The sequence below is a fragment of the Gemmatimonas phototrophica genome, from assembly GCF_000695095.2.
Classification (GTDB): Bacteria; Gemmatimonadota; Gemmatimonadetes; order Gemmatimonadales; family Gemmatimonadaceae; genus Gemmatimonas; species Gemmatimonas phototrophica.
The window spans coordinates 2,229,181-2,252,283 of sequence record NZ_CP011454.1; the positions used below are offsets into that span (position 1 = coordinate 2,229,181).

General features: G+C 63.4%; 19 protein-coding genes. 11 read left to right on the forward strand and 8 right to left on the reverse strand.

The annotated features are described in order from the left end of the window. Positions 1–16: 16 nt before the first annotated feature. From trpA to GEMMAAP_RS09445, 6 genes are read right to left on the reverse strand one after another with little or no spacing between them, the layout of a single operon-like run. Positions 17–823, reverse strand: a complete 807-nt coding sequence (gene trpA / locus GEMMAAP_RS09420; protein WP_043581708.1) for a tryptophan synthase subunit alpha — start codon at positions 821–823, stop codon at positions 17–19. Further along, entirely contained in the window at positions 807–2,276 is a 1,470-nt protein-coding gene (locus GEMMAAP_RS09425; protein WP_026850758.1) for an HD-GYP domain-containing protein, read from the reverse strand. Before GEMMAAP_RS09425 ends, trpA begins: the two co-directional genes overlap by 17 nt. Beyond that, positions 2,273–3,970, reverse strand: a complete 1,698-nt coding sequence (locus tag GEMMAAP_RS09430; protein ID WP_026850757.1) for a HEAT repeat domain-containing protein — start codon at positions 3,968–3,970, stop codon at positions 2,273–2,275. Before GEMMAAP_RS09430 ends, GEMMAAP_RS09425 begins: the two co-directional genes overlap by 4 nt. Continuing rightward, entirely contained in the window at positions 3,967–5,169 is a 1,203-nt protein-coding gene (gene trpB / locus GEMMAAP_RS09435) for a tryptophan synthase subunit beta (protein ID WP_053334513.1), read from the reverse strand. Before trpB ends, GEMMAAP_RS09430 begins: the two co-directional genes overlap by 4 nt. After that, positions 5,166–5,852, reverse strand: coding sequence for a phosphoribosylanthranilate isomerase (locus GEMMAAP_RS09440; protein WP_026850755.1), 687 nt, complete (start codon positions 5,850–5,852; stop codon positions 5,166–5,168). Before GEMMAAP_RS09440 ends, trpB begins: the two co-directional genes overlap by 4 nt. Before the next feature lie 6 nt (positions 5,853–5,858). After that, positions 5,859–6,665 (reverse strand): indole-3-glycerol phosphate synthase TrpC, encoded by an 807-nt coding sequence (locus tag GEMMAAP_RS09445; RefSeq protein ID WP_075071472.1) that lies wholly within the window; start codon positions 6,663–6,665, stop codon positions 5,859–5,861. Positions 6,666–6,807: 142 nt separating this feature from the next. On the opposite strand from GEMMAAP_RS09445, the gene lexA reads away from it, so the two are divergent. Continuing rightward, the gene (gene lexA, locus GEMMAAP_RS09450) at positions 6,808–7,416 is read left to right on the forward strand and encodes a transcriptional repressor LexA (protein ID WP_026850754.1); all 609 of its coding nucleotides are present in this window, start codon (positions 6,808–6,810) and stop codon (positions 7,414–7,416) included. 27 nt (positions 7,417–7,443) lie between these two features. On the opposite strand, the gene trpD is transcribed toward lexA, so the two are convergent. Next, positions 7,444–8,499, reverse strand: coding sequence for an anthranilate phosphoribosyltransferase (gene trpD / locus GEMMAAP_RS09455; protein WP_026850753.1), 1,056 nt, complete (start codon positions 8,497–8,499; stop codon positions 7,444–7,446). Then, positions 8,489–9,799, reverse strand: a complete 1,311-nt coding sequence (locus GEMMAAP_RS09460; RefSeq protein WP_026850752.1) for a GAF domain-containing protein — start codon at positions 9,797–9,799, stop codon at positions 8,489–8,491. Before GEMMAAP_RS09460 ends, trpD begins: the two co-directional genes overlap by 11 nt. 158 nt (positions 9,800–9,957) lie before the next feature. On the opposite strand from GEMMAAP_RS09460, the gene truA reads away from it, so the two are divergent. From truA to ppdK, 10 genes are all read left to right on the forward strand, one after another. After that, positions 9,958–10,734 carry a tRNA pseudouridine(38-40) synthase TruA gene (gene truA, locus GEMMAAP_RS09465; RefSeq protein WP_053334512.1) on the forward strand — a complete coding sequence of 259 codons (777 nt, stop codon included), beginning with the start codon at positions 9,958–9,960 and terminating at the stop codon, positions 10,732–10,734. A 37-nt stretch (positions 10,735–10,771) separates the two neighbouring features. After that, on the forward strand, positions 10,772–12,199 hold the full coding sequence (locus tag GEMMAAP_RS09470) for a trypsin-like peptidase domain-containing protein (protein ID WP_075071473.1): 1,428 nt from the start codon (positions 10,772–10,774) through the stop codon (positions 12,197–12,199). A 41-nt stretch (positions 12,200–12,240) separates the two neighbouring features. Then, entirely contained in the window at positions 12,241–13,680 is a 1,440-nt protein-coding gene (gene purB / locus GEMMAAP_RS09475; protein ID WP_026850751.1) for an adenylosuccinate lyase, read from the forward strand. Next, positions 13,677–14,621, forward strand: coding sequence for a phosphoribosylaminoimidazolesuccinocarboxamide synthase (locus GEMMAAP_RS09480; RefSeq protein WP_026850750.1), 945 nt, complete (start codon positions 13,677–13,679; stop codon positions 14,619–14,621). Before purB ends, GEMMAAP_RS09480 begins: the two co-directional genes overlap by 4 nt. Positions 14,622–14,810: 189 nt before the next feature. Continuing rightward, positions 14,811–15,665, forward strand: coding sequence for a CDP-diacylglycerol--serine O-phosphatidyltransferase (gene pssA / locus GEMMAAP_RS09485; protein ID WP_158514797.1), 855 nt, complete (start codon positions 14,811–14,813; stop codon positions 15,663–15,665). Then, positions 15,662–15,919 carry a phosphoribosylformylglycinamidine synthase subunit PurS gene (gene purS / locus GEMMAAP_RS09490; RefSeq protein WP_026850749.1) on the forward strand — a complete coding sequence of 86 codons (258 nt, stop codon included), beginning with the start codon at positions 15,662–15,664 and terminating at the stop codon, positions 15,917–15,919. Before pssA ends, purS begins: the two co-directional genes overlap by 4 nt. Further along, positions 15,916–16,620 carry a phosphoribosylformylglycinamidine synthase subunit PurQ gene (gene purQ, locus GEMMAAP_RS09495; protein WP_026850748.1) on the forward strand — a complete coding sequence of 235 codons (705 nt, stop codon included), beginning with the start codon at positions 15,916–15,918 and terminating at the stop codon, positions 16,618–16,620. The genes purS and purQ overlap by 4 nt, the downstream gene beginning before the upstream one ends. Next, positions 16,617–18,950, forward strand: a complete 2,334-nt coding sequence (gene purL, locus GEMMAAP_RS09500) for a phosphoribosylformylglycinamidine synthase subunit PurL (RefSeq protein WP_026850747.1) — start codon at positions 16,617–16,619, stop codon at positions 18,948–18,950. The genes purQ and purL overlap by 4 nt, the downstream gene beginning before the upstream one ends. Positions 18,951–18,964: 14 nt before the next feature. Continuing rightward, positions 18,965–20,368, forward strand: coding sequence for an amidophosphoribosyltransferase (gene purF / locus GEMMAAP_RS09505; protein WP_043581646.1), 1,404 nt, complete (start codon positions 18,965–18,967; stop codon positions 20,366–20,368). Positions 20,369–20,405: 37 nt separating this feature from the next. Then, positions 20,406–23,069: a pyruvate, phosphate dikinase gene (gene ppdK / locus GEMMAAP_RS09510; RefSeq protein ID WP_026850746.1), complete on the forward strand. Its 2,664-nt coding sequence runs from the start codon at positions 20,406–20,408 to the stop codon at positions 23,067–23,069. The last annotated feature ends 34 nt before the right edge of the window (positions 23,070–23,103 follow it).

The following is a 23,103-nucleotide window of genomic DNA, read 5'->3' on the forward strand; positions in this document are numbered from 1 at the left end:
TGCTGCCGTGACGGGCTTAGAGGGCATCCAACGCCGCGCGCAATGACACGGTCAGGGCAATGGCTTCCTCCACACTGTTGCCCGCCGCCCGCACCAGCGCACTCCCGACCACCACGCCATCGCCGAGGCGAGCCGCCGCCTGCGCCTGCTCCGGAGTGGAAATGCCGAATCCGATGCACAGCGGCAGGCTGGTGGAGGCGCGCAACCGAGCCACCGTTTCCGGCAGGTCATCGGCCAAGGCGGCGCGCTCGCCGGTTACGCCCAATCGACTGATCAGGTAGACGAATCCGCCGCCATGGCGACCAATCTCTTCCATGCGCGGCGCTGGCGTGGTGGGAGCAACTAAACGCACGAAATCCAGTCCGCTCGCACCAAACCATTGTTCACGAACGGGATCGGCGCCAACGGGCAGATCCGTGACCAAGACCCCATCCACACCCGCGGCGCGCGCGCGCGCCAAAACCTCCGGGCCCCCGGCGATAATGGGGTTGAGGTAACTGAACAGGACGATGGGCACACCAACGGCCGCCTCACGCACGATGTCCAGCGTGCGCTCCAATGTGATGCCGTGGTCCAGGGCGGTCTGTGAACTCTGCTGGATGACCGGACCGTCTGCCAGAGGATCGGAGAACGGCACTCCCACCTCGATCACATCGGCACCTGCATCGACCAACCCCCGGATGAGCGCCACACTCCGCGCCGGATCCGGGTGGCCGGCCGTGACATAACAGACGAGAGCCTTCCGCCCCGCCGCAGCCAACGCCGCAAAGCGCGCCGTCAGACGGGATGTGGCAGGCGAAAGAGCGTCAGGCGAAGTAGTCACCGATGTTGATGCCATAGCGTTGCGGGTCCTCTGTGCGGATGATCGTCCGTGCAAACTGACCGGTTGTCACCTGCGCCGTAAGGTCCACCAGCGTGGGATCATCGATCAGATTGCCGCGATCGTCCATTAGGATTCGGATGATCGGTCGAGACAATGCCGTGGCATCCGGATTGGCCGCCATGACAATTGCCAATTCAAACGTATCCAGCACAACGACCGTGCCTACGGGATATATCCCCGTAAGGTTGATGAATGCCTTGACCACCACGGGATCAAGCCCGAGGCGCGGGTTGTCGCGCATCCCTCGCAGCACATCCGCGGGCGTCCACGGGGAGTCCTGATAGACGCGCGTTGTGGTCGCGGCATCAAAGCCGTCAGCAACCGAGATGATCTTGCTGTACAGCGACAGCTTCCGCGGCCGCGCGACCTTCGGATAGCCGGACAGGTCGGTGCGCATATGATGCTCGTAGGCCGCCGTCATGGAGCGCCACGGCCGTACGCCGCCGGTGGGCAAGGCGAACATCGCGAGGACGCCCTGCCAGGTATGCGTCTGCAACACGAGGCGCTCCTCCGGCTCCAACTGGCCCCGCTTGTTCAGCAGATCCAGCGGAACACGCGATTTGCCAATGTCATGCAGCAAGGCCGCCAATCCGAGATCGAGCAGCTGAATCTTGGTCAATCCCAATCGTCGTCCAAGCGCCACCGCCAGAATGCAGACATTGACGCTGTGCACGAAGGTGTATTCGTCGAAATCGCGTAACGTCGTCAAACCAATCATGGACGCGGAATCCGTTAGGATGGAATCCACGATGCCCTGCACTGCCCGTTTGACGCGCTTGAGGCCCGGACTGCGTCCGAGCCGCGCTGACGTGATTACTTCCCGGGTGACGTCCAGGGAGCGAACATACGTTTGCCGTGCCTTCTCCTTCGCGTCCAGATCAGTATCGAGATCCTCGTTCTCATCCGTAGACGGGAAGAGTTCGAAGTCGTGCACCTGCGCGGAATCCAGCCGCGATGAAAGTTGTGCGAGTCGGTCTTCTTCAGGGTATTCGAGCGGCGGCGATTGCAGAAACGACAGCAGCACCACCCACGCCCGAGGCTGCGGCTTGTCAAACAGGCCGATTCCACCGATGCCCGCTTCGCGAAACATGCCGAGCAGCGACGCCACGGCTGCATAGTTGTCGAAGGTCAGGCGCAGGCGTGTCTCGTTGACGAAGAGGTAGTCGCCCACTCGCCGTAACGCACACCCACCTTCCGACTCCCGGACCCGATCTGCGGTATTGCCCAGTTCGGCGATCGCCTTCTGAACGGCCGCGTTCTCCACCGGATACAGACGCACCGCGCGAATGGCGCTGTTCATGGCGACGACGAAGGCGCGTGCGGCCTTCTGGCCGCTGGGATCGCCGATTCCGTCCGGCCGGGCCATGGTTCCCGCACTCCCCGGCATGGTCATGTTCCGCCTCGCATGGCGCGGGCCACGGCACTGCGAACCACCACGTCCTTCGTATCGGCGGCCTTTTGCAGTGACGCGACGGCGTTGCGTGTCCCTACGAGACCAAGGGCGCGCGCCGCACAGGCGCGCATTTCCGGCGGCTCCTTGGCTCCCAGTAATCCGCGGGCATTCAGGATACCGTCGAGTTCACCCACACCCGCGTCCCCGCACATACCGCCGAACGCTTCGAACAGCGCCATCTTTTCGCCAAGATCGGCAGCACGGATATCCTTGCGCCTGATGGCATCGAGCAAGCGCGGCAGGGCGCCGGTGTGCTTCCGGGCACCAATGGCCCGGTAGGTTGCCACTCGGACTTCACGGTCGGCGTCATCGATCGAGCGTTCCAGCGACTGCAAGGCCGCTGGGGATCCGATGTCGGCCAGTGCCGTTACCGCCTCCGCACGAAGCTTCGGATCCGCGCCGCGCAGAATTCTTGCCAGTCCCGGCACCGCGGCTGGGGTCGCCAGCTGCGAGACCAACCGCAGCGCTCCGCGCACGACCGTATCCTGCGAGTGCTCCAGCAGCTTGGCCAGTTCGGCCGTGTTGGCCCCCGCCAGACGCAGGGAGGCACGTTCAATGGACGCGCGCGCCGGTGACGACGGCGCGGCGCCGAGCCAGGCCACCAGTGGCTCAAGGGCCGTGGGGCGCAACTCGGCAAACAGGCCCTCAAGCAACGACGCCACCGGGGTGCGGGCGCTTTCGTCGAGCGCATGCAGCAATTGCGCAATGACGTGCGGTTCGCTCAGGCGCGCGGGCAGTTCCCGCAGCCCGTCGGCGACTTTCACATTCACGGACTCCTGACGGGCGGTGGCCGCGGCTTCGCGCAGAGTATAGGCCACCAACTCGTACTCCCCCAACGTCAGACACTCAAGGACCAGCTGGTCGAGGATGGCCAGCGCTTCCAGTTGCGCTTCGGCCTTCGGCTGCAATTCGACGATGTCGAACAGGCTCGCCAGCACCAGCTTTCGCTGATCCTCCGTATACTCACGTTTCAACTCATCCTGCAGATACGCCGCCTCACGCGGCTCCAGAAAGTACAGAGTGGAGTCGAAGTCATCCACGCGCACCAGCCCCGGAGGGCCGTCGCCAGGCGCCTGGGTTTCCGCCGGCGGAACGGCGAGGGGCAGTTCACCAGGCAGCTGACTCGCAACGCCCGGTCGATCCCCTGAGGCCATGACCAAGTCGGTGGCCCCATTGCTCTCGATGTAGCGATAGGTCACGCAGGCCAGGTCAGCCACCCAGAGCATCGTGACGAGATCGTCATCGTCGGTGGATGCGGTGCGTGCCTTGTGGAGGAGCCCCAGTACCGTCTCGATGTCCTCACCCTCAAACCCGGGGAGAAACGACATCGTGCGAATTCCGTCGCGATAGAGGAACCACGGAAGGGATTCGGTGCCCCGCTCGACATCCTGATACACCACCCGCTCCTCGAACATGAACGAGGCTTCGCGCACCTGAATGTCGAGAGGCGATGCATACGGCCAGACTCGCATGAACGCCTGCCTCGCCTGCTCAAGACTCTGGGCGCGGGTCGGGTTGTTCGGCAGATACAACTGAACGGCACGAAGCGCCTTCGCGAATGCGCGCAGCGCATCCTCGACGGCCGAAATCGCCTGCGGCGATATCACTTCTGCTTCATGTGCCGAAACGGTCATACCTCTGGGAGCGTGTATTGGCTGATGGTACCGACATCCTTGTCGCCGCGACCGCTGACGCAGAGCAGCACGGGTTCCTGTTCGGACCACCGACCGGCTTCCCGTTCGATCCACGCCACGGCGTGCGCCGTCTCGAGCGCCGGAATGATACCCTCCAGACGACTGAGCAAGGCCACTCCACGCAACGCATCCGTATCGGTGACCGCGACATACTCGGCCCGACCGCTATCGTGGAGCCAGGCGTGCTCGGGGCCGACGCCGGGATAGTCGAGTCCCGCCGAGATGGAGTGGGCGGGGTGCACCTGACCGGCGGCGTCCTGAAGCAGATAGGAGAGTGATCCGTGCAGCACCCCCGGCGTCCCCTTGGTGATGGAGGCGCTGTGGCGATCGGTATCCAGCCCTTCTCCGGCGGCTTCCACCCCGACCAGTTCCACATCGGGATCCTGCACAAAGCCAGCAAAGATCCCCATGGCGTTTGAGCCACCGCCCACACAAGCCACCACGGTTTTGGGCAACTGCCCCACCTTGGCCAGCATCTGCGCCCGGGCTTCATGGCCAATCACCGACTGGAACTCACGTACCATGCGGGGATACGGCGCCGGACCAACCACGGAGCCGATGATGTAGTGGCTGTCGTTGACGTTCGTGACCCAGTCACGAATCGCTTCCGTGGTGGCGTCTTTCAGTGTGCGGGTACCAGACGTAACCGGCACCACCGTGGCCCCCATGAGGCGCATACGAAAGACATTGAGCGCCTGGCGCTGCATATCTTCCTCGCCCATGTACACCACGCAGGTCAGGCCAAATCGTGCGCAGATGGTCGCCGTGGCCACGCCATGCTGACCGGCACCGGTCTCGGCGATGATGCGCGTCTTCCCCATGCGGCGCGCCAGCATCGCCTGCCCTACCGTATTGTTGATTTTGTGGGCGCCGGTATGATTGAGATCTTCGCGCTTCATCCACACCGGAGCGCCAATGCGCGCGCTGAGACGCGGTGCGAAGGTCAGTGCGGTGGGCCGTCCCACGTACTCCCGCAGCAAACCATCGAGTTCCGCCTGAAACGCGGCATCGTGACGGATCGCCTCGAATGAGGCCTCCAGGTGATCCAGTGCCGGTATGAGGGTTTCCGGCACATATCGACCACCGAAGGGACCGAAACGATCAGTTGTCGCCGTCCCCGCGCTCTCGACCATCGTCATTGCTGCGTCTCCGCGGCGCCACGCACCGCTGTCACGAACTGTTGTACCAGCGCCGGATCCTTCACACCGGGCGCCGCTTCCACACCGGAAGATACGTCGACGACCTGCGGCGAAAGCAACTGGATGGCCTGCGCCACATTTGCGGGCCGCAGCCCTCCGGCCAGAATCAGCTGGACCAACGGAACCTGCTGCCGAAGGGCCTCCACCGCAGCGCGCAGTCCGGACCAATCCAATGCGACTCCGGTCCCTCCCAACTGTCCCACCACATGCGCATCGAGCACGAGATAGCCCGTCGCTCGTGCCAATGCCACCGCATGGCCGGGCAACGTGCTGCCCGCCACCCGGAGCACCGGCCACACCGTCCGCGCCGTTATCTGCGCGAGGTGCGCTACCTCGTCCACTGTTTGGGTCCCGTGCAACTGTATCACATCGAGATCGAGCTCTTGAGCGATGACGCGTATCTCCTCCACCTTCTGCTCGCCAAAGACGGCGACGCGTCGCACGGTGTGACGACGCGGGCCAAGGACGACACGCGCCGCGTCGAGCGAGAGCAATCGCGGGCCGCCGGCGAGAATGCCCCCGAGGAAGGAGGCACCCAGACGCTCGGCATCAGCGGCGTCCGCGGGCCGGGTCAGCCCACAGATTTTGATGGCGGGCGATGACGGGAACGCACCGGAAACCATGTCCGGTCAGCCCGCAATTCGGTCGCGGGCGTCTGCGGCCTGCCGTGGACTGAGGCGCCGGGACACGCCAGCCAATGCCCGGACCTGATCGGCCGGATCGGCGGCGGCGGAGATGGCGCTTCCCACCAGAATGGCATCCGCGCCGGCCTCTGCCGCTGGACCGACATCGGCCACCGTTCGCATTCCGCTTTCGGCGACCGCGATACAGTGCGCCGGAATGCAGGGGATGAGGCCGGGTGCCGTAGCCGGATCAATGACCAGCGTTTCGAGGTTGCGATTGTTGACGCCAATGACCGTCGCGTTCACGGCGAGCGCGCGGTCGAGTTCTCCCAGGTCGCGGATTTCCACCAGAGTGGAGAGGCCGGCTTCGGCGGCGGCGTCGATCATGGTACGCAGTTCCTGCGGAGACAGGGCGCGCACGATGAGCAGGGCGGCAGATGCCCCGGCAGCACGGGCTTCCCAGAGTTGAACGGGGTGTACCAGAAAGTCTTTGCGAATGGCCGGGACGGCGACCGCCCGGGCGACGGCATCCAGATCGGCGAGCGTCCCACCAAAGCGGCTGGGTTCGGTGAGCACCGAGATTGCGGCCGCGCCGCCGGCCACATACGCGGCGGCCTGCGCCGCGGCGTCGAGTCCAGGCGCAATGAGCCCCTTGGAGGGCGAGGCGCGCTTAACCTCCGCGATGACCTGGAGGTGGGGACCACGCAGCGCGCTGGCAAACGGGATGGGCGGCGGCGCATCCAGGGCCCGCGCCCGCAGTTCGCCGAGACTGCCCTGAACGGCGGCGGCCCGGGCATGGGCGTCTTGCGTCAAGGCGCCCAGGGTGCCGCCGGGAAAGGACCATGGGGTCGATGAAAAAAACACTTGCACTTCGGCCTGTCTTCGGTTAGCGTGGCGGGTGGTTGGATTCGGCCTGTTTTCGGGCACGACCAGTCCCCCTCTTCGAGGAGCTACCATGCCGCTTACCAAGCGACAGCGGGAAATTTTGTCGTACCTGTCGGAGTACAACGAAGCCAACGGCTACGCGCCCAGCTTCGAAGAAATCGCCTCGCAGTTCAACTATAACTCGCTGGCTACGGTCCACGAGCATCTCACCAATCTCGAGCGCAAGGGCTACATCAAGCGCTCGTACAACGAGAGTCGTGCCATCGAGATTCTCCCATCGGAGATCTACCAGCGATCGGTAGAGCTTCCGCTGCTTGGTTCGGTGGCGGCCGGTGCGCCGCTGGAAGCGATGCACACGGGCGAAACCATGGCGGTGCCCGATGGGTTCCTGCGAAAGAGCGGGAGTCATTACGTGTTGCGCGTCAAAGGCGACTCCATGATCGAGGAGCAGATCCGCGACGGCGATTACGTGGTCATCAACGACAAACAAGCGGCCGATAACGGGGAAATGGTTATCGCCTTGCTGGACGGGTCGGGGGCGACGGTCAAGCGCTATTATCGGGAGCGGGATGGTCGCATTCGCCTGCAACCAGCCAACGAGACCATGCAGCCCATGTTCGTCCATGAGGATAGCGTGCGCATTCAGGGAATCGTGGTCGGCGTGCTCCGGCGGTACTGAACCGACAACGGGCCAACGCGCCCGCTGTCAGCGTGCGCGCGGCCAGCGGGTGGCCGCCGTGCGCGACGCGGCGCGTAACCGTCCGAGCGCGGCAAACCCTGCCCCGGCGTCGAGCGCGAGGCGTGTGTCGGCAACGGCGTCGGCGAAGCTCATGTCATCCCGGCTCACGTAGCGTGCCGCCGCCGCGTTCAACAGCACGGCGGCACGCGCGCCGGCCGGGCCGTTCCCCTGCAGTACCGCCTCAATGACCTCGGCGTTCTGGGTTGGGTCGCCACCCGCCAAATCTTCCAGATTGACGGCGGGAATGCCGTAGTCCGCCGGGTCAATCATCCAATCGCGCGCCGACCCGTTGGCGATTTCCCGAACATAGGTGGGGCCGAGAGGCGAAATCTCATCGAGCCCGGGCTCACCGTGCACGACCATCGCCCGAACACTCCCCAAGGCGTTGAGCGTATCTGCCAGTAATGCCAGTCGCCCACGTTCGGCAACACCCACCACCTGCCGTCCGGCGCGGGCGGGATTCGCCAACGGGCCCACGATGTTCATCACGGTGGGCACCGCAAGCTCTCGGCGAATGGGCCCCACATGCCGCAGTGCCGGATGCATGAGGGGGGCGAACATGAAAACGATCCCCGCCTCCTCGAGGGTGCTGGCCATGGCTTCGGGGGTCATGTCAACAATCACGCCCAACGCTTCCAGAACATCAGCACTGCCCGACCGCGATGTAAAGGAGCGATTGCCATGCTTGGCCACACGGACGCCCATCCCGGCGGCAAGCAGGGCGGCGGCCGTGGAAATATTAAATGTGGTCAGAGAACCGCCGCCGGTCCCACAGGTATCCACCAGGGACTCCGGCGCCTCGGCAGGCAACACGATCATGGCATCGCGAAGGGCTTGGACCACGCCGGCCACCTCGTCGGCCGTTTCTCCCTTCACGCGCAATCCCATCAGCAATCCCGCAACCTGCACGGGGGAGCCCTCACCGCGCATGATCGCGCCGAATGCTGAACGCAGCGCCTGGGCATCGAGTTGGTCGTGCTGCGCAAGCCGTTTGACAGCGTGCGCCAGTGCTTCACCGGACATCCAGCGTCTCCAGCAGTCGATCAGGAAGCCCGTTGCGTGAGGCGATCAGCGAAATAACGAGCCCCAGCAGGCGCACGCGCTCCACGTCTTCGTCCGTATAAACCCCACGTTGCGCGCGATTGGTGAGGTTGAGCACCCCTACCAATTCCCCGTGATAGACCAGCGGAAAGCTGATAAAGCTCCCGGTGGTAAAGTACTGATCACGGAGCAACGGATGTTGCGCTGCTTCCCGAACGTCTTGCACAAGCAACGGTTCCCGCGCGGCGGCGACGCGCCCGGCGACCCCTTCACCAATGCGAATGCGCATGCCTTCCACGACATTGGGCGCAATCCCGCGGGCCGCGGCCAGGTAGAGATAGTCCGGCTCCGGCGAGCGCAACATCAGCGAACAGCGCTGTGCCTGCATATCGTCACCCACCAGCGCCAGCAGCGCGTCAACCAAACGACGGGCGTCGGTAGTTTCGGCGTCCAGCGTCAGGGCGCGATCCACCAGGTACAATGTGCGCGTCCGCTGCCGAAGCGCCTCGCTCCGCCGATGTAACTCGATATGCGCCTGCTCCAATTGCGACACGGCCGACGTGAGCTGCTGGTCAGCAAGTTCGGCTTTGCGGGCTGCTCGCCGTGCTTCTTCCACAGCGCGCGCGGCTTCCGCCTGAACAGCGATCATTTCGGCCGGATTGATCGCGGGAACCTCTCGCGGCGTATTGCGGACCTCGCGCAGCTCCGCTTCCAAGACACTCAACTTGCGCACGTATTCGCCGTGCACCCGCTGGGTCACGTCTTCGAGTGTGCGTACGGCCTCTTCACGGGCATCCCGTTCAGCCAGCCGCACATAGGCGAGGTCGAACAAGGCAATGGCCGGGGCAAGCCGCTCGGTGGTGCGGGTACCGAAGATCTTCCGAGGCTCATACAGCGCCAGCACGGCGCCCAGCAGTCCCTCCACCTTCACGCCGCGTACGGACAGCACTCCACCCTCCAGCATCGTGGAAAAACCACAGAGCCGGGCATAGTCCGCGGAGCGGTCAGTCACGTCGATAAAGGGACCACCCGCGAGAATTCGCGTGCGCACCGGTTCCGGCAGGTGGTCAAACGTCGTCTCCATGCTACTGCGGACGACTTGCGCCCCCACCGGGGTCAAGCGGTCCCGGAGCATCTCCCGTCGGGCGTCAAACTGGATAAGCGCGAGCGACGCCCCCCGATCCAACTCCGCCAGGCACTCGCCAAGGGCGATGAGGGCGTTGTCGAGGTCGGGGGCCGCCGCAAGGGCATGGGCCAGCGAAGCGAGTGAGCGTGGAGGCATGGTTTGGATGGAGACGTGGAGAAAACGTCATTCGGCGTCTCGGCGCAATGGTTGGGCACCGTGCCCTGGGGTTCAGAGAGCAATTTGGGGGGCGGATCCGGATTTTGTGTGCCGAATGAGTTGAAGCCGACCAGCGAGGTGCCTAGCTTCCTCGCGGCATGGACCCGCGACCGATCCTCCTGGTAACCCAGTACGACGGAGGGCGCTTCGCCGGCTGGCAGCGCCAACCCGTTGCCCGCACCGTTCAGGGCGAAATGGAAGCAGTACTGGGCCGGCTCTGTACGGTACACATTCCGGCCGTCGGGGCGGGACGCACCGACGCCGGCGTTCACGCCCATGGCCAGGGGGTTGGTGTACGGGTCCCGGCCCATTGGACCCCCGAGCGGCTGCGCCGCGCCATGAACTCGCTCCTGCCCGATGATATCTGGGTGGCCGAAGCGACCCGGATGACCCCGGATTTTCATCCCCGGCGGAGCGCAATCGAGCGCCGATATGGTTATCTTGTGGGGACAGACGAATCGGCACGATCGCCCTTCCGTCGGCGTACCGAATGGGCCGTCCCTCGGCCTCTCGATCCGGCGGCGTTACATGCGGAAGCCGCCTGTCTGTTGGGAGAACACACGTTTCGTGCTTTTGCCGTCGCTCACACAGCGCCGGTCGACGATCATCACCGCTGCCTTATTCATCATGCGGCGTGGATACCGCGCGACGGCGGCTGGACGTTTGAAATTGCGGCAAACCGATTTCTCCATCACATGGTGCGTTTTCTGGTTGGAACGATGATCGATGTGGCGCAGGGACGCCGTCCGCGCGGTACCATCGCGCGGTTGCTCGTTGCGTCCACAAACGCCGAGACCGCTCCGCCGGCACCTCCGCACGGTCTCTCGCTCCGTCAGGTCATTTACCCCGCGTCGTGCTACGCGGCAGACGCGTGAGCTCAGCCCTCGTGTCGCGTCGCGCCCTCAAACGCTGATGTCTTCACGCCTCTCAGTCATCGGACTGCTGACCCTCGCCCTGGTGGGTTGCGAGGGGGCCAATCCTTCGCGTTCAGAAGCGCAGTCGCGCACGCTCCCCCCAGCAGCACCACTTCCCGCGGGACCGGTCCCTGCCCAATCCCTCGCCGCGTCGCGACGGACGGCGATCACCACGGCGGTGGAACGGGTGTCCCCGGCGGTCGTGACGGTGCAGACCGAGACCGTGGAACGTATTCCGGTGGATTTCTACGAGTACTTCATGGGCGGTCGTTCGGGCGAACGCCGCAACGCGGGCATCGGTTCGGGATTTGTCGTGCGCGGAGACGGGGTCATTGTGACGAACGCGCACGTGATTGCTGGCGCCACGCGCGTTTCGGTCGCGATGCGCGACGGCACAACTTACGACGCGACCGTCGTGGGGGCTGACGAATCGAATGACCTGGCCGTGGTACGCATCAAAGCCAGGGATTTGCCGGTCGCTCCACTTGGACGTTCGTCCGAGTTGATGGTCGGCGAGTGGACAATTGCCATCGGCAACCCGTTTGGCTTCGTGCTTGGCAATAACGAGCCGAGCGTATCAGTGGGGGTGGTCAGCGCCGTTGGTCGCAATCTGGCAGGGCGCGGTGAAGGCGGTGGCGCCTATATCGACATGATTCAGACCGACGCGGCGATCAATCCCGGCAATTCCGGCGGACCGTTGGTCAACGCCTCCGGCGAGGTGATTGGCGTGAATAGCTCGATCTATTCGCCCAGTGGTGGATCGGTGGGCTTGGGCTTCGCCATTCCCATTGATCGGACTAAGCGGATTGTCGAGGACTTGCTCGAGCATGGGAGTGTGCGGCAGCCTTGGGTCGGCATCCGACTGGAAACGCCCCAGGCGCAGAGTGCCCGCGATGTGGCGAAGTCCGGTGCCATTGTGGCGCGAGTGGTTCCGGGGTCACCGGCCGCGAACGCCGGGGTGCAGACGGGCGATCAGGTCGTCGGCGCCGGAACGCGTCCCGTAAGGAACCCGTTCGACTGGGAGGCGCGCTTGCTCGACCTGCGCGTCGGCGAAACCCTCCCCGTGACGGTGCGACGCGGGGGCCGCGAGATCCGCCTGTCGCTCAAGGTGGCCGAGGCGCCCGAAGTGTCGGCTCGCAAAGTCACGGTGCTCCAGGAGCTGCAGCTGATCACACTTACCGACGCCATCCGACAGGAACGTGGCATCGCGTCGCGTGCAGGCGCGGTGGTGTACCGCGTTTCCGATCGGATCCGTGACGAAATCGGTTTGCAGGAAGGCGATGTGATTGCGCAAGTCGGGCAAACACGCATCAACTCGGCCGAGGCGGCATCCACGGCCATCGATCGCACCGGGGCCCGTGGGCCGGTGTTCCTGGTGTTCGAACGCAATCGCCAGTATTACCAGTCGTCGTTTTACCTCCGCTGATCAGTTGCTGATCGTTTGCCGTTTTCCATTGTCATCGTGCCGTGACCGCTTCCGATAGATCGACCTACCAGTCTCCACTTGCCGACCGTTACGCATCACGGGCCATGCTCACGTTGTGGGGGCCGCAGCTGCGCTATGGCTTGTGGCGTCGGCTGTGGCTGGCGCTGGCCGAGTCCCAACAGGCGTTGGGCATCGCGATTCCCGACGAAGCGATTGCCGCCATGCGGGAGCATTTGGACGACATCGACTTTGAAGTGGTCGCTGGGTACGAGAAGAAGTTCCGGCATGATGTCATGGCGCACGTGCACGCCTTTGGGGATGTCGCGCCTGCAGCGCGCAAGTTCATTCACCTTGGTGCCACCAGCTGTTACGTCACCGACAACGCCGAGTTGATACTGATGCGGCGGGGGCTGATACTCCTGCGCGAGAAGCTGCTCGATGCGCTCGAGGCGCTTGGCGGCTTTGCACGCGAGTGGAAGAACGTGCCGGCCCTTGGCTATACCCACTTGCAGCCGGCGCAGCTGACCACAGTCGGCAAGCGCGCCACGTTGTGGATGCAGGACATCCTACTGGATCTTGAGGATCTGGAATATCGACTGTCGACCATGCCGTTCCGTGGCGTGAAGGGGACCACCGGGACACAGGCCAGTTTCCTGTCGTTGTTCGAAGGCGATCACGCAAAAGTGCGTGAGCTGGACCGGATGGTGTGCGCCAAGATGGAGTTCGCGAGCAGTATTCCGGTGAGCGGACAGACCTACTCCCGGAAGGTGGACGCGCAGGTGCTCGGGGTGGTCGCGGGGATTGCCGCAACGGCGTCGAAATTCTCCGGTGATATCCGCATGCTGCAGGCCTTCGGGGAAATCGAAGAACCGTTTGAGAAGAATCAGATTGGTTCTTCGGCCATGGCCTACAAGCGGAATCCGATGCGTTCGGAGCGCATTGCCGCGTTGGCGCGCTTTGTTCTGTCGCTCGAACCCAACGCGAACCAGACCCACGCGGTGCAGTATTTTGAGCGAACGCTTGATGATTCTGCCAATCGCCGGCTCGCCATTCCCGAATCGTTCCTCGCGACCGACGCCATCCTGGTCCTGTTGCAGAATGTGGTGCGGGGACTCGAGGTCCATCCCGCCCGGATCCGCCGCCGTGTGGAAGACGAACTGCCCTTCATGGCCACGGAAGAGCTGATCGTGCGCTTTGTCCGGGCCGGAGGTGACCGGCAGGAGGCACACGAGATCATCCGCGGGCACAGCATTGATGCGGCGCGGGCCGTGAAGGATGGCGCGCCGAAAAACGACATGCTGGAACGCCTGGCGGCAGATCCTGCCTTCGGACTTCCGCTTGAGGATTTGCAGGCGGTCGCCGACCCAACGCGTTTCGTGGGGCGGTCCCCCGAACAGGTCGTCGAATTTCTCGACGAACATGTTGCCCCGTGGCTCGCTCGTGAGCGCACGGTGACGGAAGTGGAAGAGGTGCGGGTATGAGCGGGGCCACGGTTATGCAGACCGACCTCCCGTTGCCGCTCGTCCGCCGTGGCAAGGTACGTGACGTTTACGAGGTGGATGCCGATCGGTTGCTGCTCGTTACCACAGACCGGATCAGCGCGTTTGACGTGGTCATGCAGGAAGCCATTCCCTACAAGGGGGTCGTGCTCACGCAGTTGACGGCGTGGTGGCTGGAGCAGTTGGCCGACACGCTGGAGCATCACCTGATCACCGCCGACACCAACGCCATCATCGCGGCGGTGCCGGCGCTGGCGCCCTTTCGTGCCACGCTGGCCGGTCGCACCATGCTGACACGCAAGGCCGAGGTGGTGCCCATTGAGTGCGTGATTCGCGGGTATATCACCGGATCGGCGTGGAAGGAGTATCAGGCGACCGGGACGTTGGCTGGTGAGGCGCTCCCGTCGGGGCTTCGCGAAAGCGACCGACTGACGCCGCCCATGTTCAGCCCGGCCACGAAGGCGGAAACGGGACACGACGAGAACATCACCATCGGAACCGTGGTCGATCGTGTTGGCGCCGACACGGCTGCCGAATTGGAGCGTCTGGCCAGGACCGTGTACGAGTTCGGTCGGGCCACCGCCGAACCGCGAGGCATTATCCTCGCGGATACCAAGTTCGAGTTTGGTTGGCGCGACGGACGCCTCCTGCTGATTGATGAAGTGCTGACACCGGACAGTTCCCGGTTTTGGCCGGCCGACAGTTACGAACCAGGACGCGGTCAGCCGAGTTTCGACAAACAGCCCCTGCGCGATTGGCTGGATGTGGAGCGAAAGGCCGGACGCTGGAACGGCGACGCGCCGCCCCCAACGCTTCCCTCCGAGATCATCCGCACGACCAGCCTTCGATATCGCGACGCGTTTTTCCGGTTGACCGGTGCCGCCCTCGATCTGGCCGCGCTCGGTCTTCCCGAGGATCGGTAACGCCATGATTGTGCGCGAGGGCTACCCGGTCATTCTTGGCGCCATGACGGCAGCAGTCGTGCTGTTTGCTGCGGCATTGCGTCTGCGTTCCTGGCCGGTGTGGTTGATGGCTCTCGCGGCAACCGTGGGTACCCTCATCATTTCATGGAGGTACCGGTGAGCGCTGGAGAGACCCCTGAACGCCGTCGGATGCGTCCCCGTCAGGCCGCGGCCATCGCTCTGCCGAACGGGTTCACGCTGGCCAATCTTTTCTTCGGCATCTTTGGAATTGTCGCCGCGTCCCGCGGTGACTTTGACGCCGCAGCACGGTTCATCGTGTTTGGTGCCATTGCGGACACACTCGATGGCCGAATCGCGCGCGCCACCAAGTCAGGCTCTCGGTTCGGGGAGGAACTTGACTCGCTGGTCGATGCCATTTCGTTTGGCACCGCACCGGCGCTGATCATGTACTTCGCCGTGTTCCAGAGCAGTCGATGGGAATGGATCTTCTGCTTCTTTTTCACGGCCTGCGCCGTCATGCGACTGGCCCGTTTCAACGTGGAACAGGCCGGGCGCAAGAATACCCATTTTACAGGCCTCCCCAGCCCTGCTGCCGGCATCACGCTGGCGACCTACTATTGGTTCAGCCAGACCCCGTTGTACACCGAAACCATCATCGGTGATCTCCCGTGGCACCAGATGCTGCGCTGGGTCATGCTGGGCCTTGGCATGCTCATGATCAGCAACGTCCAGTATGCCAAAGTCCCCACGGTGAATTTCCATTCGCTCAAGGGGATTCTCGGATTTCTGCTGGTTACCGGCACGTTCATCGGCGTCATTTTCCTGCCGAAGAAGTTCTTCTTTCCTGCGTCGATGGCGTATGTCCTGTACGGCATTCTGCGCACCGTCTTTCTTGGCCTGCTGGATCGACTCCCCGGACGCGAACATCCGGATGACGATGAAGAGGACGAGGATGATGTCCCACCCCGTCGCCGTCGCCGGCGGCGGCGTCCCAATAGAAACCAATCCGGTTCCGATACCGGTCGCGAGGAGTCACCCGCATGACCCGTTTCCGTTGCGCCATTCATATCGTTCCGCGGCGTGGTATCCTCGATCCGCAGGGGAAAGCCGTGGCTGATGCCCTGCACTCCCTGGGCTTCGGCGCCGTCGGCGACGTGCGCGTTGGGCGTTACGTGGTCGTTGACACGGATGCGGCGTCGGCAGATGCGGCCCGTGCGTCGGTCACGGCCATGTGCGAGAAATTGCTGGCCAATCCCGTGACGGAAGATTTCGAAATCGCCAGCGTGGAGCAGGCGTGAAGGCCGGGATCGTTCGCTTTCCGGGATCGAACTGCGATGAGGACGCGTACCACGCGGTTGCGGATGTCCTCGGACAGGAAGCCGTCTATCTCTGGCACAAGGATCACGACCTGCAGGGGGTCGATCTGGTGATTCTCCCGGGGGGATTCAGCTACGGGGATTATCTGCGCGCCGGGGCCATTGCGCGGTTCAGCCCGATCATGCAGGAAGTGGTGCAACACGCGAAACGTGGTGGATTGGTGCTGGGGATCTGCAATGGATTCCAGATTGCCTGCGAAGCCGGCCTGTTGCCCGGCGCGCTGTTGCGCAACGACACACTGCGCTTTGTCAGTGCACCAGTCTCGCTGCGCGTTGAAAGCATCGCGACCGCATTCACCTCACAGTATCACCTCGGACAGGTAGTCTCCATTCCGGTGGCTCACGGTGATGGTCGGTATACAGCCGATGGGGATACGCTTGCGCGTCTGGAGGGTGAAGGTCATGTGGTGTTTCGCTACGTCACCGGTGAAGGCGAAGCCACGACATCGGCGAATCCGAACGGCTCATTGCGGAACATTGCCGGTATCGTAAGCGCCGAGGGCAACGTCCTCGGCATGATGCCACATCCGGAGCGTGCGCTCGAAACCGCCCTGGGCTCCACAGACGGTCTTCCTCTCTTTCGGTCCATCCTCGAATCGATGCTCGGAGGCGTTCCGGCATGAGCACCCCCACATCTGCGACCGGATCAACGGTTGTCTCACGTCCTGGCGATCCGGTCATTACGCCGGCATTGGTCGCCGAGCATGGCATCACGGAGTTCGAGTACGAGCGATTGGTCAACATGCTGGGCCGCACGCCCACATTCACCGAGATCGGGGTAGTCAGTGCTCTCTGGAGCGAGCACTGCTCGTACAAGCACTCCCGCCCGATGCTCAAGACGCTCCCCACCAAGGCGCCGTGGGTTCTGCAGGGACCAGGGGAAAACGCTGGCGTGATCTCTGTTGGCGATGGCTGGGCGGTGGCCTTCAAGATCGAATCGCACAACCACCCCTCGGCGGTCGAACCGTATCAGGGCGCTGCCACCGGCGTGGGGGGGATCCTGCGCGATGTCTTTACCATGGGCGCGCGTCCCATTGCCCTGCTCAACTCACTGCGCTTTGGACCGTTAACGTCCTCGCGAGTGCGCTGGCTGTTTGCCGGTGTCGTGAAGGGAATTGGCGATTACGGGAATTGCGTAGGGGTCCCGACTGTCGGCGGCGAGGTCGTGTTCGACCCGTCGTATGAAGGCAACCCCTTGGTTAACGCCATGTGTGTAGGCCTCATGCGCGAGGATGAACTCATCCGCGCCGTGGCTTCCGGTGTGGGGAACCCCATCATGGCGGTTGGTGCACGAACGGGACGTGATGGCATTCACGGCGCCTCCTTTGCCTCGGAAGACCTGTCGGAATCGAGTGAGGCGAAACGGCCCATGGTGCAGGTCGGTGACCCGTTCACCGAAAAGCTGCTGCTCGAAGCCTCGCTTGAACTGATCCGCAGCGGCTTCATCGTGGCCATTCAGGACATGGGAGCGGCAGGCCTGACCTCCTCGTCGGCGGAAATGGCCGAGCGCGGAGATGTTGGTGTCACGATTGATGTCACCAAGGTGCCCGTGCGCGAGCAGGGCATGACGCCCTATGAGATTCTGTTATCGGAATCACAGGAACGCATGCTGGTGGTCGCCAAGCTCGGCCACGAAGACGACGTTCGCGCGATTCTCGCGAAGTGGGATCTTGAAGCGGCCGTCATTGGTGAGGTCATTGCCGAACCGGTGTATCGTGTCACCGAGGGGAGTACGGTGGTGGCCGAGTTCCCCGGTTCACGCCTCGTGACCGAGTGTCCGCAGTACGTGTTGGAGCCGAAGGAAAGCGAGACGCTCAAGAGTGCGCGAGGCAAGGATCCTCTGGCGGTGAAACCGCTGGACGAGGAACGGGATCATTCGTGGACACTCGAGAAGCTGCTGTCATCGCCGACGATCGCCAGCAAGCGGTGGGTGTGGCAGCAGTACGATTCCACCGTCCGCACGAGCACCGTTCGTGGTCCCGGAAGCGACGCTGCCGTTGTACGTCTGCGCGGCACCGACAAGGCCATTGCGTTGTGCATCGACGGAAACGGTCGGCATGTCGCGCTGTCGCCACGGAACGGAGGGCGAGCGGCCGTGTGCGAAGCGGCCCGCAATGTGGCCTGCAGTGGTGCCCGACCGATGGCGATTACCAACAACCTGAACTTCGGGAATCCCAAGAAGCCTGAAGTGTATTTCCAGCTCAGTGAAGCCATTGCCGGGATGGGCGAAGCGTGCACCGTGCTCGAGACGCCCGTAACCGGTGGCAACGTTTCGCTGTACAACGAAAATCCGCAGGGTGCCATTCATCCAACCCCAACCATCGGTATGGTTGGCCTTGTGGAATCCATGGCCCACGTCACCCCCTCGGCGTTTCAGCAGGTTGGTGACGACATCGTACTGCTAGGTGAATGCACCGATGAACTGGGGGCCAGTGAATACCTGCTGTCGATTCATGGGCTCACCATTGGCGAGCCACCGGTATGCGATCCGAAGGCGGAGCGTGGCCTGATTGATGCGCTGCTGGAGTCCATCAAGCAGGGAGCCGTTCGCTCGGCCCACGATTGCAGTGATGGCGGACTCGCCGTAGCGCTAGCGGAATGTGCCATGATGGCGCGTGGCGCCACTTTTGGGTTTTCCGTCGATCTGTCACCGTGGGCAGCGCTCCCCCACCGGGCGCTGCTGTTCGGCGAAGCGCACGGCCGTGTGGTGGTCTCAACGTCGAACAGCGCCGAGGTGCTGCAGATCGCGCAGCGGCACGGGGTACCGGCTCGCGTCATCGGTCAGGTGACCGACGCGTCGGCAGGCGCAAGTTTCACCATTTCCGACGATACGTTTTCGGCGCCCGTGGCCTGGCTTGCCAAGGCGTTTCATGAAGCGATCCCGCAGGCAATGGACGGCGAGACGCCGGCCGAGCATGTGGTGGCCGCATCGCACGCTCCTACCAACGACTGACGGGGAGTTCTCCCATGTGTGGTATTTTCGGCGTCTACGGCCATAAGGATGCGGCCGCCCTGACGCAGTTGGGCCTGTACTCGTTGCAGCATCGCGGGCAGGAGTCAGCGGGCATTGTGGCCGTGGATGATATCGGTCACGCCCGGGTCAGTCGTGCGATGGGATTGGTGTCGGAGGGATTTGCCGACGATGAGATGGCGGTCCTCCAGGGCCCCATCGCCATCGGGCATACCCGCTACAGCACCGCGGGCTCCTCGGCCATCGAGAACGCGCAGCCTGTACTGGCGCGGGTGCGACGGAGTCATATCGCGCTGGCGCACAACGGGAACCTCACGAATGCCGTTGAACTTCGGCGCGCACTCGAAGACGACGGGGCCATTTTTTCCAGTACGATGGACTCGGAGGTCATCGTCCACCGGATTGCCCGCGCAACGGGCGACACACCTGAGGCGAAGGTCGCGGAAGCGCTGCAGGGTGTAGAAGGCGCCTACTGTCTCCTCGTGGTACTCGATGAGACGGTCATTGTGGCGCGTGATCCCCACGGGTGGCGGCCGTTGGTGATGGGCCGTCTGGCCGACAGCATTGTTTTTGCCTCGGAAACCTGTGCGCTGGATATCGTTGGCGCTGTCGTCGAGCGCGAGATTCAACCCGGGGAAATCGTTGCCGTTGACAGTCACGGCATTCGCTCGCTCCGCGCCCTGGAAAGCGCGCCACTCAATCGCTGCGTGTTCGAGCACGTGTATTTCGCGCGCCCTGACAGCAAAGTGTTTGGGGGATCGGTGGATCGTTCGCGGCGAGCGTTGGGGCGTCAGTTGGCGCGCGAGTGCCCTGCGATTGGTGCCGAGGTCGTTTTTGCCGTCCCGGATTCATCAAACTCCGCCGCGTTGGGCTTCGCGGAAGAGTCCGGCATCCCGTACGAGCTGGCACTCATTCGCAATCACTACGTGGGACGTACCTTCATTCAGCCAACGCAATCAGGGCGAAATGCGAAGGTCAAGGTGAAGTACAACCCGGTGCGCGAAATCATTGAAGGCAAGAAGGTCGTCATGGTGGACGACTCGATCGTCCGGGGGACTACGACCCGTGGGTTGGTGTCGCTGGTGCGGGCGGCAGGCGCGAAGGAAGTACACATGCGTGTCTCCAGTGCACCGATCATCAGTCCCTGCTACTACGGCATTGATACCCCTCGGCGCGAAGAACTCATCGCGGCGCAGATGACCCACGAGGAACTCGTGCGCCATCTCGGCGTTGACTCGCTGGGCTATCTCTCCATCGACGGGATGTTGTCAGCCATGCCCGAAGGGCCCTCGGGCTATTGCCACGCCTGTTTCTCCGGTCGGTATCCCACGGCCACGCCGGCCGATCCGGAACTGTTGCGTGCTGGCAGCGCCGCCGGTGTGCCGGTTGGCGTCGCCTGACCCGCACCGCCTCATTCACTCATTGGGAGATCTCCACGTGACGCAGTCGGTCTACTTCTTCGGGAACGGCACGGCTGACGGCACGCGGGAGATGAAAGCGGTGCTTGGTGGAAAGGGGGCGAACCTTGCCGAGATGACCAATCTCGGCGTCCCGGTGCCCCCGGGGTTTACGATTGCAGCCGATCAGTGCGTCTCGTACCTGGAGCATGGCGGCATCACGGAGGCCTTGCGTACCGAGGTGCAACACGCGCTGGTGCGGCTGGAGAGCGCCAGCGGAAAACGGTTCGGCGACGCCGGAAATCCTTTGCTGGTATCCGTGCGCTCTGGTGCAGCCGTGAGTATGCCCGGAATGATGGAGACAATCCTGAACCTGGGATTGAATGATGTCACCGTGGAAGGATTGGCGGCCGCCAGTGGCAATCCGCGCTTCGCGTACGATTCGTATCGACGCTTTTTACAGATGTATGCAGACGTCGTCTTGGGTGTCAGCATTCATCGCTTCGAGCAGCTGCTGAGCACCAAGCGATTGACCAATGGCGTCTCGACAGATGCCGAGCTGAGCGCCGACGCCCTGCGATCGCTGGTCCATGAGTACCAGCAACTGGTGCGCTCCGTGACGGGAGCGGACTTTCCCATGGATCCTCAGGTGCAGTTGTGGGGCGCCATTGAGGCCGTCTGGAAGTCATGGACGCTCAAGAAGGCGATCGACTATCGCAAGGTCAATGGTATTCCACACACGCTTGGTACCGGCGTAAACATCGTCTCCATGGTGTTTGGCAACATGGGCGATGATTCCGGCACCGGTGTGGCCTTCACGCGTGATCCGAGTACCGGTGAACATCGGTTCTACGGTGAATTTCTCGTGAACGCGCAGGGTGAAGATGTTGTGGCGGGTATCCGGACACCGCTTCACATCGACGAAATGGCGCAACGCCTGCCAGGTGCATACGAGCAGTTGCTCGATACGCAGGCGCGATTGGAACGGCACTTTCGTGACATGCAGGACATCGAGTTTACCGTGGAACGTGGCACGCTGTATCTGCTGCAGACGCGGACCGGTAAACGCACCACAGCGGCGGCACTGCAGATTGCCCTCGACATGGTGACCGAAGGGTTGATTTCGCAGCGGGAAGCGGTGCTGCGACTGCAGCCCAACCAGCTTGATCAACTCCTGCATCGTGTCATCGCCACGACCTCGCAGTCCACGCCGATCGCCGTAGGGCTGCCGGCCAGCCCCGGAGCAGCCAGCGGGATTGTCGTGTTCGATCCCGACGTGGCTGAACGGCGTCACCAGCAGGGTGAGCAAGTCATTCTGGTGCGCGAGGAAACCACCCCGGAGGATTTCCACGGCATTGTCGCAGCGCGCGCGGTCCTTACCGCACGCGGCGGGATGACCAGCCATGCCGCCGTCGTGGCACGCGGCATGGGAAAGTGCGCCATCGTGGGGTGCACCGCGGTGGAAATTCTTCCCGATCAGCGCAGCATGCGCATCGGTGATGCGGTGATTGCCGAAGGGGATTGGCTGACGCTCGACGGCGGCACGGGACGCGTCTTTGCCGGTGACCTGCCAACGCAGCCGAGTGAGGTGATGCGTGTCATCAATGGGCAGCAGGCGGAGAGCGATGCGCCCACCTATCAGGGATTCGCCAAGCTGATGGGATGGGCCGACAGTCACCGACGCCTCCGGGTGCGTGCCAATGCGGATACACCTCGTGATGCCCGCATGGCGCGCAACTTCGGAGCCGAAGGGATCGGCCTCTGTCGCACCGAACATATGTTTTTTGAGGGCGATCGGATCACGGCCATGCGTGAGATGATCGTCGCCCGCGACGAGGGTGGTCGCCGCCGCGCTCTGGAAAAACTACTTCCCATGCAGCGGGCGGATTTTGAGGGAATTTTTCAGGCGATGGATGGCTATCCGGTCACCATCCGCCTGCTCGATCCGCCGCTGCATGAGTTCCTGCCGCATGGAGGCGAGGAGAGTTCACTCCTGGCGGCGTCGCTGCATCTCTCCCGACAGGAGCTGTCGCGCATTGTGTCGTCGTTGCGCGAAACGAATCCCATGTTGGGACATCGCGGATGCCGACTCGGCATCGTGTACCCCGAAATCACCGAGATGCAGGCGCGCGCCATCTTTGAGGCCGCGGTACGCGCGTATCGTCGGGGGATTGATGTGCACCCCGAGATCATGGTACCCCTGATCTCTGATGTCACCGAGTTCCGCCATCAGCGTGCAATCATCGAACGCGCGGCCGACCAGGTCATGGGGGTGATGGGCGAGCGCGTTCCCTATCTCATCGGCACCATGATCGAATTGCCGCGGGCAGCCCTCACGGCCGATGAGATTGCTGCGGAGGCCGACTTCTTTTCGTTCGGTACGAACGATCTCACGCAGACCACGTTCGGCTTGAGTCGTGATGATGCTGGTCGGTTTCTGCCGCAATATGTTGAGCGTGGCATCTATCCCGATGATCCGTTTCAGGTGCTCGACACCAAGGGCGTTGGAAAGTTGGTAAGATGGGCGGTCCGTGATGGACGTGAGGCGAAGCCGGGCCTGAAGGTTGGCATCTGCGGAGAGCATGGTGGAGAACCGCGTAGTGTGGCCTTCTGCCACTCGGTGGGTCTCGACTACGTGTCCTGCTCACCCTACCGGGTACCTGTAGCCCGACTGGCGGCCGCGCACGCGTCGCTGGCGGATTGAGGGGGCGAACCCCATCGCCCACTCTGGCGATGGG